15 protein-coding genes are annotated in these 17805 nt (G+C 58.2%); 7 read left to right on the forward strand and 8 right to left on the reverse strand.

The window, feature by feature from the left end:
- Window positions 1-5: 5 nt before the first annotated feature.
- Both D1820_RS14775 and D1820_RS14780 read right to left on the reverse strand, forming a co-directional pair.
- Window positions 6-323, reverse strand: a complete 318-nt coding sequence (locus D1820_RS14775; protein ID WP_096870519.1) for an H-NS family nucleoid-associated regulatory protein — start codon at window positions 321-323, stop codon at window positions 6-8.
- Window positions 324-442: 119 nt separating this feature from the next.
- Window positions 443-2410, reverse strand: coding sequence for a protein meaA (locus tag D1820_RS14780; protein WP_254683323.1), 1968 nt, complete (start codon window positions 2408-2410; stop codon window positions 443-445).
- 252 nt (window positions 2411-2662) lie between these two features.
- On the opposite strand from D1820_RS14780, the gene D1820_RS14785 reads away from it, so the two are divergent.
- The 7 genes from D1820_RS14785 (at window position 2663) to D1820_RS14815 (ending at window position 10781) form a co-directional block, all read left to right on the forward strand.
- Window positions 2663-3709, forward strand: a complete 1047-nt coding sequence (locus D1820_RS14785; RefSeq protein WP_118070236.1) for an acyltransferase — start codon at window positions 2663-2665, stop codon at window positions 3707-3709.
- A 48-nt stretch (window positions 3710-3757) separates the two neighbouring features.
- A complete protein-coding gene (locus D1820_RS14790) occupies window positions 3758-5161 on the forward strand; it encodes a 1-acyl-sn-glycerol-3-phosphate acyltransferase (protein ID WP_118069570.1) in 1404 nt (467 codons plus the stop codon).
- A gap of 161 nt (window positions 5162-5322) precedes the next feature.
- Window positions 5323-6603 carry a crotonyl-CoA carboxylase/reductase gene (gene ccrA, locus D1820_RS14795; RefSeq protein ID WP_014873488.1) on the forward strand — a complete coding sequence of 427 codons (1281 nt, stop codon included), beginning with the start codon at window positions 5323-5325 and terminating at the stop codon, window positions 6601-6603.
- A 320-nt stretch (window positions 6604-6923) separates the two neighbouring features.
- Window positions 6924-7643, forward strand: coding sequence for a LuxR family transcriptional regulator (locus D1820_RS14800; protein ID WP_024098459.1), 720 nt, complete (start codon window positions 6924-6926; stop codon window positions 7641-7643).
- Window positions 7644-7737: 94 nt separating this feature from the next.
- A complete protein-coding gene (locus tag D1820_RS14805) occupies window positions 7738-8379 on the forward strand; it encodes an acyl-homoserine-lactone synthase (protein ID WP_118069571.1) in 642 nt (213 codons plus the stop codon).
- Window positions 8380-8487: 108 nt separating this feature from the next.
- The gene (locus tag D1820_RS14810) at window positions 8488-10026 is read left to right on the forward strand and encodes an AAA family ATPase (protein ID WP_096870523.1); all 1539 of its coding nucleotides are present in this window, start codon (window positions 8488-8490) and stop codon (window positions 10024-10026) included.
- On the forward strand, window positions 10023-10781 hold the full coding sequence (locus tag D1820_RS14815; protein ID WP_118069572.1) for an SDR family oxidoreductase: 759 nt from the start codon (window positions 10023-10025) through the stop codon (window positions 10779-10781). Before D1820_RS14810 ends, D1820_RS14815 begins: the two co-directional genes overlap by 4 nt.
- 97 nt (window positions 10782-10878) lie before the next feature.
- On the opposite strand, the gene D1820_RS14820 is transcribed toward D1820_RS14815, so the two are convergent.
- The 6 genes from D1820_RS14820 to D1820_RS14845 all read right to left on the reverse strand — a co-directional run bounded on the left by D1820_RS14820 (window position 10879) and on the right by D1820_RS14845 (window position 17714).
- The gene (locus D1820_RS14820; RefSeq protein WP_118069573.1) at window positions 10879-11769 is read right to left on the reverse strand and encodes a TIGR02186 family protein; all 891 of its coding nucleotides are present in this window, start codon (window positions 11767-11769) and stop codon (window positions 10879-10881) included.
- A gap of 1 nt (window position 11770) precedes the next feature.
- Complete coding sequence (locus tag D1820_RS14825; RefSeq protein ID WP_014879074.1) at window positions 11771-12694, reverse strand: sulfite exporter TauE/SafE family protein; 924 nt, start codon at window positions 12692-12694, stop codon at window positions 11771-11773.
- Window positions 12695-12928: 234 nt separating this feature from the next.
- Window positions 12929-13894 carry an ABC transporter permease gene (locus D1820_RS14830; RefSeq protein ID WP_040171186.1) on the reverse strand — a complete coding sequence of 322 codons (966 nt, stop codon included), beginning with the start codon at window positions 13892-13894 and terminating at the stop codon, window positions 12929-12931.
- A complete protein-coding gene (locus tag D1820_RS14835) occupies window positions 13894-14988 on the reverse strand; it encodes an ABC transporter permease (protein WP_040171184.1) in 1095 nt (364 codons plus the stop codon). Before D1820_RS14835 ends, D1820_RS14830 begins: the two co-directional genes overlap by 1 nt.
- Complete coding sequence (locus D1820_RS14840) at window positions 14989-16518, reverse strand: ABC transporter ATP-binding protein (protein ID WP_014873497.1); 1530 nt, start codon at window positions 16516-16518, stop codon at window positions 14989-14991.
- A 200-nt stretch (window positions 16519-16718) separates the two neighbouring features.
- Window positions 16719-17714: a BMP family protein gene (locus D1820_RS14845; protein WP_061049628.1), complete on the reverse strand. Its 996-nt coding sequence runs from the start codon at window positions 17712-17714 to the stop codon at window positions 16719-16721.
- Window positions 17715-17805 lie beyond the last annotated feature (91 nt).

Here is a 17805-nt window from a genome sequence, read left to right on the forward strand (position 1 = left end):
GAAAATCAGATTTCCAGGTCGGAAATATCAACGCCGGATGTCAGCGCTGCATGAACCCAATGTGGTTTGCGGCCACGACCGGTCCAGGTTTCTTCCGGGTTTTGAGGGTTGCGGTATTTCGGAGCTGCCTTGGTTTTCTTGGCAGTGCTACGGCCATTTCCGGCAATCTCATCCAGGGAGAAACCGAATTTGGCGGCGGCTTCCTCCGCGGCTTTCAATGCTTCGATGCGCTCACGCTGCTCAGCGTCTTTCAACGCCTTTTCGACGTTTGACTGCAATTCCAAAAGTTCTTTTCGCGACATCGATGTGAGGTCAACGGCCATTTTTATCTCCATGAATGAATGCACGACGTTATACGTCGAGGTGCATTCATTTATGGCCCCATATTCATGGCGATTTCATCAAGAAAGTTGTTTCGATTATTTTTATTTGCGAAAATCCGCTAATGCGCAGCCGTTTCTGGTTGTTTCGCAAGTTCGACAATGTCTCCCATGATTGCGTTGAGCTCAAAATCCTTGGGTGTATAAACACGAGCCACCCCCATCTTTTTCAAACGGTCCGCGTCATCGTCTGGAATGATTCCTCCGACAATAACCGGAACATGCGCAAGACCGGCCTCTGTCATTCGGCCCATCAGCTCTTCGATCAGGGGGAGGTGACTGCCGGAAAGGATCGACATGCCAACAACATGGGCGTCATCCGCGATGGCCGATGCCACCAGTTCCTCCGGGGTCATGCGAATACCGTCATAGGTGATGTCCATGCCGCAGTCGCGGGCCCGAAAGGCGATCTGCTCGGCACCATTTGAATGGCCGTCGAGGCCAGGTTTCCCGACCAGAAATTTCAGGCGGCGGCCAAGTTGATCGCTCACCGCGTTGACCTTGTCGCGCAATTCATCCAGGCCTTCAGTCTTGTTGGATACCGATCCTGAAACACCGGTCGGACCACGATAGGTGCCATAGACTTTGCGCATTTCCTCGGCCCATTCGCCGGTGGTGACACCCGCCTTGGCTGCGGCGATGGAGGGTGGCATGATATTGTCACCGTTTTGCGCTGCGGTCCGCAGGGCCATGAGCGCTGTTTGAACTGCGTCATCGTCGCGCCCACTGCGCCAGTCATCCAGACGGCTGATCTGCTCTTGCTCGACCGCCGGGTCGACCACCATGATGCCGCCGTCCTCGGTCTGTAGCGGAGACGGCTCACCCTCGGTCCATTTGTTGACGCCAACAACAACGGTCTCGTTTTTCTCAATCCGGTTCAGGCGTTCGGCGTTGGAATCGACCAACCGGCCCTTCATGTATTCAATGGAGGCCACTGCGCCGCCCATGGATTCCAGATTCGCCAATTCAGCACGTGCGCCTGTCTTCAGGTCCTCAACCTTTGCATCCACAGCCGGGTTGCCATCAAACAGATCGCCATATTCCAGAAGATCGGTCTCATAGGCGAGGATCTGTTGCATCCGCATGGACCACTGTTGATCCCAGGGGCGGGGCAGGCCAAGCGCCTCATTCCAGGCGGGCAACTGCACCGCGCGGGCTCGCGCTTTTTTCGACAATGTCACAGCCAGCATCTCGATCAAAATACGGTAAACATTGTTCTCCGGTTGCTGTTCGGTCAGGCCAAGCGAGTTCACCTGCACACCATAGCGGAAGCGGCGGAATTTGGGATCCTCGACGCCGTAGCGGTCGCGACAGATTTCATCCCAAAGGTCGACAAAGGCGCGCATCTTGCACATCTCGGTCACGAACCGGATGCCGGCGTTCACGAAGAAGGAAATGCGACCGACCATAGCCGGGAAATCCTCAGGCGCGATGCGCGGTTTCAGCTCGTCCAGCACCGCCTGCGCGGTTGCGAGCGCAAAGGCCAGCTCCTGCTCGGGCGTCGCGCCCGCTTCCTGCAAATGATAGGAGCAGACGTTCATCGGGTTCCATTTGGGCACATTGGTGTAGCAGTACTCAGCCACATCAGCGATCATCTTGAGGCTGGGCTTGGGGGGACAAACATAGGTGCCCCGGCTCAAGTATTCCTTGATCAGGTCGTTCTGCACGGTGCCTTGCAGTTTCGACACATCTGCGCCCTGCTCCTCCGCCACCGCGATATAAAGAGACAGCAGCCAAGGGGCAGTGGCGTTGATCGTCATGGAGGTGTTCATCTGTTCCAGCGGAATCTGGTCGAACAGGGACCGCATGTCGCCCAGATGGCAGACCGGCACACCAACCTTGCCCACTTCGCCGCGAGCCAGGACGTGGTCGCTGTCATAGCCGGTCTGCGTTGGCAAATCGAAGGCCACGGAAAGGCCGGTTTGCCCCTTCGCCAAGTTGGCACGGTAGAGCGCGTTGGATGCGCTGGCAGTGGAGTGGCCCGCATACGTGCGGATCAGCCAAGGGCGGTCTTTTTGCATCTGCGGCATCATCAGCCTCCCAGCAGGATTGTGGTAATTATATTTCTCTGAGTGGATCTAAATAGCAATTATAGACCTGTGTCAATTCGCTGCGTTGCGGCATTTGTAAGTCTGACAGCGGCTCTCGCGCTTTCAGGTCGCTTGCAGGCTGTTGAGGTGGTTTTGTGTTTGATCTAAGACCTTATAAGTTGATTTTTGTATTAGAAGAGCACTGATTTGAAGAACACTATCACTGGGCGGCGCCTCGCCGAGGTCGACGGCTTGCGCGCTGTTGCTGTGCTGGCCGTCGTGCTGTACCACTATTTTCAGGCCTATCCCCAGTACTCCCCCTACGGTGCGGCATTGTTGCCCCTGGCGAAATACGGTGACATGGGTGTCGAGCTGTTCTTCGTCATCTCTGGATTTGTCATTACGCTGTCGCTTTCCGAACGGCCCTGGCCACTGCGGTTTGCGCTAAAACGCCTGGCGCGGCTTTGGCCGACACTGGTGGTTTGTTCCCTCATCACGTTTGTTTTTGTGCACAGCGTTGGCAGCAATTTCACGCAAGACATACGAGGAGATCTGAGTGGCTTTGCGGCCTCCTGGACCTTCACATCGCAGCGCTTCTGGCACAGCGTCTTTGGGTTTGATGGCTACGTCGACGTTGTATATTGGACACTGGCCATTGAGGTTCGGTTCTACCTGTTGGCGGCTGTGATTTGCTGGTTGGTGCCCAAGGGACGTTTTGGAAGTGTGGCGCCATTGGTCTTGCTGATCATGCAGGCGATATTCGCAGTGGTAGAGTTTGCGGTCGCTGGGCTGGTGCCGCAGGTGGTGATTGAGACGCTTTTTTTAGCCTATGCGCATCTGTTCGCCGCAGGCATCACCTTTGCCGCAATCTATTCCGGAGCGCACGACAAGCGGCAGGCTGCGCTGGTCTTCTGGGCCTTCTCGGTGGCATTTTACCGCGCTGAAGATAACTGGGAAGTGGCATTTCTGGTCCTGATCTTTCTCGCAGTTGCGGCCTGTGCATTGCGATTGAGGGTGGCCCAGGTTCTGGCTTGGCGGCCGTTGGCTGGGTTGGGGTTGATCAGTTATCCGGTTTATCTGCTGCACAATTACATTGGCGTGACCCTGCTTACACTGCTCCCGGCCGGGCTGCCGGCCGGGATCTACGTGCTGGCTGCAACCGTTGTCTTGGGGGGCATAATAATCCTGTCGATGACCATCTTTCGACTAGTTGAGGTGCCTTCTCAAACTGCTGTTCGCATGCTGCTGGCCCGCCGTGATGAGCAGGGCCACAATGGTCGATCGGTGGCTGGGGGGTGAGGTTGCAAAGGCTTGTAAACCGGGCAGGTTTGGGCAAGGCTTGGCGGGATGACGCAGACCGTGGAACTCCCGCTTTGGCTATTTGTGCTGATCCTGCTGTTTGCTGCGATCACTTTTGCGTCGCATTTTTTGTTCCCTTCGGTGCGGTGGTTCTTTCGTCGTCGGCTTGAGCGTGCGGTGGCGCGTCTCAATCGGCGGCTTGAGCGTCCTATTCAGCCGTTCAAACTGGCGCGGCGCTACGACATGATTCAGCGTCTGATTTACGACCCGCAGGTGGCACAAGAGATCGCGGATCATGCGCGTAATATGAGTATTCCGGAGAACGTCGCCTTTGAGGAGGCCCGCCGCTACGCGCGTGAGATTGTGCCCTCGTTCTCTGCCGTTGCTTATTTCAGCATTGCGATCCGCCTGGCTCGGTTTCTGTCCAACGCCGTCTACCGGGTGCGCCTTGGTCACGTCGACGAGGCTGCGCTCAAGGCCATTGATCCGGAGGCGACCGTGGTGTTTGTGATGAACCACCGGTCAAATATGGACTATGTGCTGATCACTTACCTCGCTGCAGATCGGTCCGCGCTCTCCTATGCGGTGGGGGAGTGGGCGCGGGTTTGGCCCTTATCACGGTTGATCCGGGCAATGGGCGCATATTTTATTCGTCGGAAATCACGAAATGACCTCTATCGCCGTGTTCTTGCAACCTACGTACGCTTGGCGACGCAAGGCGGTGTGACACAGGCGATGTTTCCCGAGGGCGGACTCAGCCTGGACGGCGCCCTGGCCGAGCCGAAGGTGGGGCTGCTCAAGTATATTGTCGATGGGCAGTTGGCCCAGGGTGAAGGGGGGCGGGATGTGGTGTTTGTGCCGGTCGCTCTGAATTACGACCGTGTTCTTGAGGACAAGATTCTGACGTCGGCGGCCCAAGCCGGAGAGCGGCGATTTCGTCCGCGCATCCATGTGGTCGCCATCCGAATGCTGCGTCAACTGATGCTCTGGCTCACAGGACGTTACCAACGATTTGGATATGCGGCGGTCAGCTTCGGGCGTCCACTCAGCCTGCGGGCGTTTATGTTGCGCGACGGGGAGGAAGATGCGCCGACGGTCTTGGCTGAGGAGTTGATGGGGCGGATTGGTGAATGTGTTCCGGTTCTGCCGGTGGCTCTGGTAGCCGCAACGCTGGTGCGCTTGCCGTCTGGTTCCGACCCGTTGAGCCGGTCTGAGATCGAACAGGCGATGGAGAGGCTACTGGCACAGATGCCCTTTGCCCATATTCACACGCCGGGCGGGGGGCAGGGTTACGCAGCGGAGGCCGGGCTGCGTCAGCTGACAGCCCGGGGGATCCTGGAAGAGCACCAGAACCGCTATCAGGTGGTCGCTGAGCGCCGGGATCTGCTTGTCTACTATGCGAATTCCATTCGACATCTCATCCCTGATCTGCCCGAAACGCAGGCTGAATAGGGGGGGGTTGCTGCGAGTGCGAAGGAATATTCCGCGTTTGCTGAGTTATAAAATTACCCAAATTGAATAAATGATGTTGCATTGTTGCTTGGTGAATCTTATTCCCTAGGTAGCAGCTGCGATTCTGCATTGCGGCGAACAGCGGAAAAAAGGAGGCCAGCATGGCTTTGGATACGCAGAACGGCGCCCTCTCCTACGAGGCCCCTGAAAAAGAGCTCTACGAGATCGGTGAACTGCCTCCGATGGGATATGTGCCGCAGAAAATGTATGCGTGGACAATCCGCAAGGAACGCCACGGCAACCCCGACACCGCTATGGTGCAGGAGGTTGTCGATGTGCCTAAGCTGGACAGCCACGATGTGCTCGTTCTCGTGATGGCGGCCGGGGTGAACTACAACGGTGTTTGGGCCGCACTTGGCACCCCCATCAGCCCCTTTGATGGGCATGGCGCTCCGTTTCATATCGCAGGTTCCGACGCTTCTGGCATTGTTTGGGCGGTTGGCGACAAGGTGAAGCGCTGGAAGGTCGGCGATGAGGTGGTGATCCACTGCAATCAGGACGACGGTGATGATGAGGAATGCAACGGCGGCGATCCAATGTACTCCCCCAGCCAGCGGATCTGGGGCTATGAGACCCCTGATGGATCTTTTGCCCAGTTCACCAATGTTCAGTCACAGCAGCTGATGCCGCGCCCCAAACATCTGACATGGGAAGAAAGCGCCTGTTATACGCTGACACTGGCCACCGCTTACCGGATGCTGTTCGGCCATGAACCACATGATCTGAAGCCTGGCCAGAACGTACTGGTCTGGGGTGCCTCGGGCGGCCTTGGCTCTTATGCGATCCAGCTGATCAACACTGCTGGCGCCAATGCCATCGGCGTGATCTCTGACGAGAGCAAACGCGACTTCGTCATGGGGTTGGGGGCCAAAGGTGTCATCAATCGCAAAGACTTCAATTGCTGGGGCCAGCTGCCGACAGTGAACACCCCTGAATATGCCAATTGGTTCAAGGAAGCGCGCAAGTTTGGCAAGGCGATCTGGGACATCACGGGCAAGGGCAATAATGTTGACATGGTGTTTGAACATCCGGGCGAAAGCACATTCCCGGTCTCGACCTTTGTTTGCAAAAAGGGTGGTATGGTTGTGATCTGCGCCGGTACCACCGGCTATAACCTGACCTTTGACGTGCGCTATATGTGGATGCATCAGAAGCGCCTGCAGGGTTCACATTTTGCGCATCTGAAACAGGCGGCCGCAGCGAACAAGCTGATGGTAGAGCGTCGTCTGGATCCCTGCATGTCTGAGGTCTTCTCTTGGTCGGACCTGCCGGAGGCCCATATGAAGATGCTGCGCAATGAACATAAACCCGGCAATATGTCCGTTCTGGTCCAGGCGCCGCGTACCGGGCTGCGGACCCTGGAAGATGTCTTGGCAGGGTAGAACCTCCAGCTGATTTCTGTCAGTTTCGCCCCGCCAGTCACCGATAGGACTGGCGGGGTTTTTCGTGTGTTTGGTACGTTTTCGCCCAGCGGATCGTGACGTTGGAAGGGCAGGCGACTTGGTGCTGATGGGGCAGACATTGTGTGGCGGCGCACTAGATAATCCCCTATGAAATAAAAATTCGATCAATATGCTGGCATGTCGTTGACGCTTCCGCGACGATCGCGGCACAAAGACTAAGAACGCGGTTTGTAGAGCATACCAGCAGCCGCAACGGTGCAGGGGACCTGTGCCAAGACTAAGTGAGATTCAGGCAATTTATGGCAACCAAAGTTAATCTTGATCTGATCCTTGAGGTATTGGACGCGACGACCTCGGTCGATGGTCTGCAGGAGATCATCCAACGGGTTTGCGATACCTTCGAGGTTGATCATGCCATGTACCATTGGGTGGATAGTGCGGGCGATCACTATCATTTTGGCACCTATTCGCAGGGCTGGGTCGAGCGCTACCAGGAAAAGGCCTATGTGCGCGTCGATCCTGTCATTATCGGATGCTATCAGCGTTTCCACCCGGTCGACTGGCGCCGCCTTGACTGGTCCTCCAAACCCGCGCGTGAATTTCTGCAAGACGCCTTGGCGCATGACGTCGGCAACCAGGGATATTCGATCCCGATCCGGGGGCCGAACGGGCAGTTTGCGCTGTTTACGGTCAGTCACAATTGCGATGATGACACGTGGACCCGGTTCACCGACAAACACAGCCGAGATTTGATCCTGATCGGGCACTACTTCAATCGCAAGGCGCTGGAGTTTGAACCCGATCGTAGCCCGGAACATGTGCAACCGCTGTCCCCGCGCGAGATTGACGCGCTGACCCTGCTAGCGATGGGCTATAGCCGTGCACAGGTGGCGAAGACGCTGACGATCTCGGAGCATACTTTACGTGTCTATATCGAGAGCGCGCGATTCAAATTGGGGGCCATCAACACCACCCATGCCATCGCGCGTGCACTGAGTCTCGGGCTGATCATCATTTAACGCGTTGAAGCTACAGGCATTCATTAACCTTATAGTTGAGAATCTCTTCTGGTCGTAATCTGGTCCCACTTTTCTATCTAAAGGGGACTAAATTATGCTTCGCTATGTATATGCACACGACCTGCACCAGCACCGTGAATTGGCCCATTCGATGTTTGTGGACCGCGCCGATCAATTCAAGACGCGGCTCGGGTGGGATGTCTCGGTAGATGCTCAAGGAGAAGAGCGCGACGAATATGATGCGCTTGATCCGCTTTATGTGATTTGGGAGCAGGCTGATGGCCGCCACGGTGGCTCGATGCGGTTCCTGCCTTCCACCGGTCCGATCATGGTAAACGATGTCTTTCCTGAACTAACTGGAGGCGACGCGATCTGTAGCCCGCTGATCTGGGAATGTACGCGGTTCTGCCTTTCGCGTGATGTCAGTGGTAACGTCGCCGGGGCGCTGACCTTGGCCGGGCTGGAGATCATGCGCAACTTCAACATCGCCCATTTTGCAGGGGTGTTTGACCGCCGTATGGTCCGGATCTACCGGTCGCTTGGTTTTAGTCCGGACGTCATTGGCACCATGGGCGAGGGGCGGGACCGGATCTGCCTCGGCCTTTGGGATTATTCGTCGGAGGCCTATCACCGCGTTGCACAGAAGGCGGGTATCCAGCCGGAGCTGTCGACTTTGTGGTTTGATCGTTCGTTTGGCGGGGCAGGGGAGCCTGGACCCGTCGCCCTGACCGGCTGACAACTGCGCTGAAGAGGACGTGAGAGGCAGACCTGACCTCTGCCAAAACCGGGACATGCCGGGCCGTCTGCTCTGGTGCAGCCGGCCCTGCCCCTGTAGGGTCGCGACATGAGCGCAGCACCCATAAAATTCTCCGATGATCAGGCGGTTGCCTTTGATCGCGTCAGCAGTCTTCTTCATGACGCGGGGGTCGATCTGGAAGATGATCTGCTACACCCGCCGCGCGGGGACGGCGGTGCAATGGCTGTGATCGGCAAGGCCGGTTCCGGCAAAACGCTGTTGCTGGCGGAGCTGTACAAGGCACTGGAGAAAGCCGGGGTTGAAGTCGTATCGGGCGACTATGAAAGCCGGAAGAAAAACGAGGACCGCCGCACGCTTGCAATCCTGGCGCCGACAAACAAAGCGGCCAGTGTTCTGCGCCTGCGGGGCGTGCCTGCAACCACGATCCACCGAATTCTCTACACGCCGGTCTATGATCCTGAATACGAGCGAATTGCCGAATGGCTGGCCGGTAGTGGTGACGAGCCGGAAATTGAAGGGTTGACCGAGGAGGCGCTGGCCCGTGCCAAAGCCTTCTATGAGCGCAATAAGTCTATCCCGGGCGCCTTGGCGGCTGCCGGGCTGCGGGGGTCCGACTTCATCACCGGGTGGAAACGCCGAGAGGAGCCGCTGGACATCGGCTTTATCGATGAGGCCTCCATGCTGGATGACCGCCAGTTTCAGGATCTGAAGGAGATTTTTCCGACATTGTTGCTGTTCGGAGATCCCGCACAGCTCGCGCCAGTGAACCAATCTGGTGCGATGGTCTTTGAAACACTGCCGGAAGAGCGCAAGCTGATCCTCAACCGCATACACCGCCAGGAGGCCGGCAACCCTATTCTGGATCTTGCCCATGCGCTTGCAGATCCCGACGTCGGCTTTGAGGATTTTGAGCGTATGGTCGAAGATCTCTCCCGCAAGGATGAGCGCGTGGTCTGGGGTCAGCGGGTGGAGGTCGATTTGATGGCGCGCTCCCCGGTCTTGGTCTGGCGCAACAACACCCGAATTCGGCTGATCAACGCCTTCAGAAATGTGCATGGTGCCCCGGAAGACAGCCTGCTGGCGGGCGAACCGCTGATCTGTGATGGCATTGAACTGCCGATGAAACACCGCAAGAAACGGTTGGATCTGGAAGCCCGCGGTCTGATCAAGGGCGCTCAGGTGATCTATCTCGGGCCGGGCCGGAAACCGGGGTTTTCGCGTCTTCATGTGATGGGGGCAGAAGATCCGCAGGTGTCCGCCGCATCAATCGTGAAGATTGAAAAACCCGAAGAAGAAGAGCCCTTCATTCCGTTTGCCGCGCGTATGGGGGCCGCGTTTCTGCATGGGGCAGCGGTCACCATTCACAAGGCCCAAGGGTCGCAGTGGCCAACGGCACAGGTTTTTGCCCCGGACATCTACGCGGCTGCGCGGATGGGACGGGTGGAGGCTGGTCAGCCCCTGTGGAAGCGGCTGACCTATGTCGCCATTACACGGGCACAGGAACGGCTTATCTGGGTGGTGCGCAACCGTCTGGCAAAGCCAACCGGCCCGCTGCAGGTGGACGACCTACGCGCAGCACCAGCCAGCGCTCTGACATTGGAAATGCAGGAGGACAGCCCGGTATGAGCGCAATGGACGAAACCTCCAAGCGTACGATCCTGATCACCGGTGCAAGTTCCGGTATCGGTCGTGCCGTGGCTGAGGTGTTTCTTGAGAAGGGCTGGCAGGTTGGCCTTTTGGCGCGTCGTGCAGAGCAGTTGGAAGAAGTCGCGCAGGGGCGTGACACAGCATATGTTCTACCCGCTGATGTGACAGACCCAGACGCAGTGGACCACGCCTTTGATTGCTTCGCAAAGCGGGTAGGGCGGTTGGATGTGCTGTTCAACAATGCCGGTATATTCACCCCTTCGGGCACCATTGACGAGATTGAGCTGGAAGATTGGTTTGCGGCTGTCAATGTGAACTTAAACGGTATGTTTTTGGCAGCGCGCGCGGCCTTTCGCCAGATGCGCCGGCAATCACCACAGGGGGGCCGGATCATCAACAATGGGTCCATCGCGGCCCATGTCCCGCGCCCCGGATCAACGCCCTATGCGGCGACAAAATCCGCGATTACCGGGCTGACCCGTAGCCTGTCGTTGGACGGGCGCCCCTTTCAGATTGCCTGCGGGCAAATTGATATTGGAAACGCGCGCACCCCCATGGTGGAAGATTTGAGCGCGCGCCAGATCGCAGCAGATCCGACAGCCGCACCAATGGAGACCTTTGCTGTGGCAGATGCCGCACAGTCAGTGCTGCATATGGCAGATCTGCCGCTTGAGGCGAATGTGCAATTCATGACGGTCATGGCGACGACCATGCCCTATATCGGACGCGGCTAGGCAAGACACGGGCGACTCCCGCCCGGTAAACGATACCAGCAAGCAGGCAACGCACCCGTTTGGGGTGGCGCCGCGCTTTGCGCGGCGGGGGCTGTCCTTAACTCCTGCGCAGAAGGCGGAAGGCGGCGGAGGCACCCCAACCTGCGGCGATCGCAATAGCCAATGACATCAAACCGTAGAGAAACGGCTGTTCGCGCGACATCGCGTAGAGAAAACGCTCCAGCCCCACCTTGCGCACGTCGATGCTGGTTTCGTACTGCGCCACCACTGATCCCCCGCGGGTCAGCAGGATGCGCGTGCTATAAGCCCCTTCGGTCAGGTCGGCAGGCATGTCAATCGCCGTGCGAAACAAGGTCTGCTGATCCACCGCGACGGTATTTTCCCGTAGCGAGTAGAGATCATTGTCTGAGCGGATGCGGATCACGGCTTCGGCGAATTGCTGGGCGCCGCGGATGTGCATCCCCGCCCCAACCGAGCGGATCGCACGACCCACCGACACCCGATACCGCAGATCTTCGGTATCGCTCAGCACCTGCGAGAGGGGCGCGCTGGTGGCGACCGCATAAAAACTGGGGGCCGAATCCACCAGAACGCTGTCAGTATTGACCCAAATGCCGAGCTTTTTCTCCTTGCGCCGAACCATCACCGGAGACGCCGGGCCGGACACTGCGACAATCACCTCAAGCGGGTCATCCTGCGGGATCGGTGCCTCGCGCTTCACGGCGCCAAAGATCAGGATCTCCGAGCCGTCAAAGTTTGCAGTGATGGCCACACGGTCCTGGCTGAGTCCCAGGACAACCTCTTCGCGCGGTCCGGCTGCGGGTTCACTGTCGGCTAGGCTGGCGGCGGTTTGCGCTGCCGTTGGGGCTGAGGCCAGTGGCGTGAACGGCATCGCCAAGAAGACTGCTGCACAAAGCCGTCGACTGGCGCGGCGCCAGCCTGAGCGCACCTCGACGTGGTGATTACGATGGATAGAGCGACGGAGCATCTTAATGCCCCCCGTCGCTGCCGAGCGAATAGAGCTCGGACGGCATGAGCAAGAGGTCCAGACCGAGCTTGACGCAGACCACGATCACCATGAGGGCGAGCAGGATACGCAACTGCTCTGCCTTCAGATAAACCCCAATCCGAGTGCCGATCTGAGCACCGATGACGCCGCCGACCAGCAACAGAACCGCAAGGACGATATCCACGGTATAGTTCGTGGTGGCGTGGAGCATGGTGGTGAAGGCCGTCACCAGAATGATCTGAAACAGCGATGTGCCCACAACAACTTTGGTTGGCATGCCCAGAATATAGATCATCGCTGGCACCATGATGAAACCACCACCAACCCCCATGATCGCTGCCAGAATACCAACAACGACACCGACCAGCAGTGGTGGAATGACCGAAATGTAGAGACCAGACGTGCGAAATCGCATCTTAAATGGCAGAGCATGGACCCAACCACGCTGTCTGCGGGGTGCTGGCGCCGCGCCTGCGGAGGCCTTGGATTTTCGGATTGCGTTCAGGCTTTCGACGAACATCAGCCCGCCAACCACGCCAAGGAAGACGACATAGCAAAGTTTGACCAGTAGATCGACCTGACCAAGCGCCTTGAGATAGTTGAAGACCACAACCCCGAGCGCAGCGCCCAGCAGACCTCCGGCTTGCAGGACCAGACCCATCTTGATGTCGACGGTTCGCCGCCTGAAATGCGCAAGCACGCCGGAAAAAGAGGAGGCGACGATCTGATTGGCTTCGGTAGCTACGGCAACTGCCGGGGGGATCCCGATGAAAAACAAGAGCGGCGTCATCAGAAAGCCGCCGCCAACCCCGAACATGCCGGACAGGATGCCGACCATACCGCCGAGCCCCAGAAGCAGGAATGCGTTGACCGACACCTCGGCGATGGGAAGATAAATCTGCATATCAGTGTTAGACCGCAGCACCTGCGTAAAATCAACTGTCGATGCCGCTGTGCAGAAAACAGGACTGATGCTGTGGGGAAAACTGGACCTATGATTTTCGGCAGGGGGACCCGGTGCTGTTGATTGCTGTCTGACGTGCGCAAGTAGAGTGAAACGCAAAACGCCCGGCCATGGCCGGGCGCTTGACGATGTTTCCGCACAGTCCCAAGGGACTATGCGGAATGGAGCTGGATATCAGCGTTCCTTGACGTAGGGCTCACCGCCGGCCTTGGGCGGTACGGCCTTGCCAACAAACCCAGCCAATATCACGACTGTCAGAATGTAGGGCAACGCGTCCATCATCTGAACCGGGATCACAAACGTCCCGATTTCGATGTTCTGGAACCGGAGGGCAACCGCTTGCAGGAGGCCGAACAGAAGGCAGGCTCCAAGCGCATGCCACGGACGCCACTTCGCAAAAATCAGCGCTGCCAAGGCAATGAAGCCCCGGCCTGCGGTCATGTCCTTCACAAACCCGGCCTGAAGCGCGGTCGCGAGATACGCACCCGCGATCCCGCAAAGGAGGCCGCAGATCATTACGGCAGCGTAACGCAGCCCGACCACGGACACACCAGCGGTATCAACGGCTGCTGGGTTCTCCCCAACGGCGCGCAGGCGCAGGCCAAAGCGAGTGCCAAACAGGATCCATGCGGTCGCGGGCACCGCGAGAAAGGCCAGATAGACCAGCACGGAGTGGCCAGACAGCAGCTCGCTATAGATCGGGCCCAGTACCGGCACATCCGCCAGTGCATCCGCAAACGGCAGATTGAGTGGTTCAAAGCGACCACCTGAGAACAGGGACGGGGTACGACCGCCCTGCTGGAACCAGTCCTGCGCAATCAGCACCGTCATACCGGCAGCGAGGAAGTTGATCGCCACACCGGAGATCAGCTGGTTGCCACGGAAGGTGATCGAGGCAAGTCCGTGCAGCCCGCTGAGGACCAGTGAAGAGGCGATACCGGCCAAAAGGCCCAACCAGACATTCCCCGTGGTCGCGGCAACCGCAGCAGAGAAGAAGGCAGCCATCAGCATCTTGCCTTCAAGGCCAATGTCAAAAATGCCCGCACGTTCAGAGAACAGGCCTGCCAGACAGGCCAGGAGCAGCGGCGTGGCAAGGCGAACGGTGCTGTCAAGCACCTGGATCAGAGTCAGAAAATCCATCACGCTTTCCCCCGGCGCAGAGCAAGGAAGATCCGCTCCAGCGGGCCTCTCACCATATTGTCCAATGCGCCCGTGAACAGGATCACCAGGGCCTGAATGACCACGATCAATTCGCGCGGGATGCTGGTCCAGAGCGCCAGTTCAGCGCCACCCTGATAGAGGAAGCCGAACAGGATCGCGGCAAGGAACACACCAAAGGGATGGCTGCGCCCCATAAGAGCCACGGCGATGCCGATGAAACCGGCGCCTTCGGTGGAGTTCAGAACCAGACGCTCTGCCTCCCCCATCACATTGTTGGTGGCCATCATACCGGCCAGACCGCCTGAGATCAGCATGGCAATCATGGTGATCTTTACCGGAGAAATCCCGGCATAGAGCGCGCCATATTCAGAGTTGCCATAGGCCCGAATTTCATAGCCAAGCTTGGTGCGCCAGATTAGCAGCCAGACGGCGATACAGGCACCAACAGCCACGAGGAAACTGACATTCGCTGGCGCCGCCTTGGAAAACTCAATGCCGATCGGCGCCAGAAGCTCATGCAGCGACGGCAGGTGAACGGCTTCAGGAAAGCGGGCTGTGGCCGGGTCCATTGATCCTTCGGGGCGCAGCAGGTTCACCAGCACATAGTTCAGCACCGCAGCAGCGATGAAGTTGAACATGATGGTGGTGATCACGATGTGGCTGCCGCGCTTTGCCTGAAGATAGGCTGGAATGGCCGCCCAGGCTGCCCCGAACAGCGCAGCACCAAGGCTGGCAAAGATCAATGCAAGCGACCAATGTGGCCACGGGATATACAGGCAGACCAGGGCGACCCCAAGGCCGCCGAGCATGGCTTGACCTTCACCGCCGATGTTGAACAGCCGTGCGTGGAAGGCCACGGAGACTGCCAGGCCCGTGAACAGGAAATTGGTGGCGTAGTAGAGCGTATAGCCCCAGCCATAGGTCGATCCCAGCGCGCCGGATACCATCAGGTTCACCGCGGCAATCGGATCTTCACCAATGCCAAGAATAACCAAGGCAGACAGAATAGCGGCCAATATGAGACTGATCAGCGGGATCAGCACGACATCGGCCCATTTAGGCATCTTATCCATTTACGCGGCCTCCCCCGCGACGCCGGCCATCAACAGGCCCAGCTCTTTCTCATCTGTCTGATCTGCAGGGCGTTCGCCCATGATCATCCCGTCAAACATCACAGCAACACGGTCGGCGAGCGACAGGATCTCTTCCAACTCGACCGAGACCAAGAGGATGGCTTTTCCCTGATCGCGCAGTTCGACGATCTGCTTGTGAATAAACTCGATTGCACCGATATCGACGCCCCGTGTGGGCTGGCCGATCAGCAACAGCTCCGGGTTGCGCTCGATTTCGCGGGCCACAACGATTTTCTGCTGATTGCCTCCGGAGAAATTCTTGGCAGCGAGCCATGGATCCGGCGGACGCACGTCAAACTTGGCCATCTTGGCTTCTGTATCGGCGCGCAGGGCGGCGTTGTTCATCAACAGACCGCGCTGGTACTCAGGGGCGTGGTGATAGCCGAATGCGACGTTTTCCCAGGCGTGGAAGTCCATGATCAGACCTTCGCGTTGGCGGTCTTCGGGAACATGGGCCACATGGGCTGCGCGACGGGCACGGGCGTCAGATCCGGCACCAGACAATGGCAAGGGCGCGCCATTGAGACGAATGCTTCCCTGACCTTCACGCATGCCACCCAAGACTTCCATCAGCTCGGACTGGCCATTGCCCGCAACACCGGCGATCCCCAGGATTTCTCCGGCTCGGACGGTCAGATCAATGTTCTTAACACGCGCGACACCGGCCTCATCAACAACGCTGAGATTCTCAATCTCGAGGATCGGTTTGCCAGGGGTCGCGGGGACCTTGTCGACGCGCAGCAGCACCTTGCGACCGACCATCAGCTCGGCCAGATGCTCGGGGCTGGTCTCGGCGGTCTTTACGGTGGCGGTCATCTCGCCACGGCGCATCACTGACACCGTGTCAGTATATTCCATGATCTCGCGCAGCTTGTGGGTGATCAGGATGATCGTTTTCCCCTCAGCGCGCAGCCGGTCCAGAATGCGGAACAGCTGATCCGCTTCTGCCGGGGTCAGCACGCCGGTCGGTTCATCCAGAATCAAGATGTCGGCCTGACGATAGAGTGCCTTCAGGATCTCGACGCGCTGTTGCATACCCACACCGATTTCGTCGATACGCGCATCAGGGTCAACGTTCAGCTCATACTCGGCTGCCAGATCTTTCAGCGATTTGCGTGCCTTGCTGAGCGAGGGCTTTAGCAGCCCGCCGTCCTCGGCACCCAGAATGATATTCTCCAGCACGGTGAAGTTTTCAACGAGCTTGAAGTGTTGGAACACCATGCCGATCCCGGCGGAGATCGCCGCCTGGCTGTCCGGAATTTCGGTCCGTTTCCCGTGAATCCAAACTTCGCCTTTATCGGCCTTGTAGAACCCGTAGAGGATGCTCATCAGCGTTGATTTGCCCGCCCCGTTTTCGCCGATGATCCCGTGGATCGTGCCGGGGGCAACACGGATTGAGATATCCTTATTGGCCTGAACCGGGCCAAAGGCTTTGGAGATGCCTTTTAGTTCAATTGCTGGTGCCGTCATTCGGGCTCCCCTTATTCATCCTCGATCAGTTGGCACAGATCCGCGTCACAGCGACGGGCGGTTAACATGTGCATTTTAGCCAACCTAGGAAAAACCAAACCCGGAGGCGGCAAAGGCGCAGCCTCCGGGCAATATGAGAAACCCCCGGTCACCACCATGATCGCAAAAGGATCACGGTGGGCCGGGGGGCAGTTCAGCACTTAGAAGGACAGAGCCGGGCAGCTGTCATCCGACATATAGTCATGCACGGTGATCTCACCGGTTGCGATCTTGGCAGCCGCGTCATCGGTGGCAGCGGTCATCTCTTCGGTGATCAGGGACGCATTGTTGTCGTCAACTGCGAAGCCAACACCGCCGTTCGACAGGCCCATGACGGAGAAACCTGTTTCCAGCTCAGTACCGTCGGAGAAGGCTTCGAACACAGCGTTGTCGACGCGCTTCATCATGGAGGTCAGGACCTTACCCGGGTGCAGGTGGTTCTGATTGCTGTCCACGCCGATCGACAGGATGCCCTCGTCAGCTGCGGTCTGCAGTACGCCAACACCGGTGCCGCCTGCTGCCGCATAAACAACGTCAGCACCCTGGCTGATCTGCGCTTTGGTTAGCTCGGAGCCTTTGACCGGGTCATTCCAGGCCGCCGGGGTGGTGCCGGTCATGTTGGCGATCACGGTTGCGTCCGGGTTGGCCGCTTTTACGCCCTCGGCGTAGCCACAGGCGAATTTGCGGATCAGCGGGATATCCATGCCGCCGATGAAACCAACGGTGCCCGATTTGGATGCCTTGGCTGCCAGCATACCCACGAGATAGGAGCCTTCGTGCTCATTGAAGACCACGGAGCGGACGTTGGGTGCATCGACAACCATGTCGATAATCACGAACTTGGTGTCCGGATAGTCTGCAGCGACCTGACCCAGTGCATCGGCGAAGGCAAAGCCTGCCATCACGATCGGGTTGGCGCCCGCTTCGGCAAAGCGGCGCAGCGCCTGCTCACGCTGAGCTTCGGACTGCAGTTCGATTTCGCGGAAGCTTTCGCCGGTCTCTTCAGCCCAACGCTGCGCGCCGGTGAAGGCTGCTTCGTTGAAGGACTTGTCGAACTTGCCGCCCAGATCGAAGATCAGCGCCGGTTCTGCCATCGCAGCACCCGCTGTCAGCGCCACGGCTGCCGCGGCGCTCATCAGGGATTTCATCAGGGTCATAGGGGTACTCCCAATTTGTTGTTCTTGATGCGGCCAGTTTGACCGCCCCAACCCATGTGTTTTTAAAAAGGTGCGACAATTTAGGCCGTAG

The organism is Phaeobacter sp. LSS9, from assembly GCF_003443595.1.
GTDB classification, from domain to species: Bacteria; Pseudomonadota; Alphaproteobacteria; order Rhodobacterales; family Rhodobacteraceae; genus Phaeobacter; species Phaeobacter piscinae.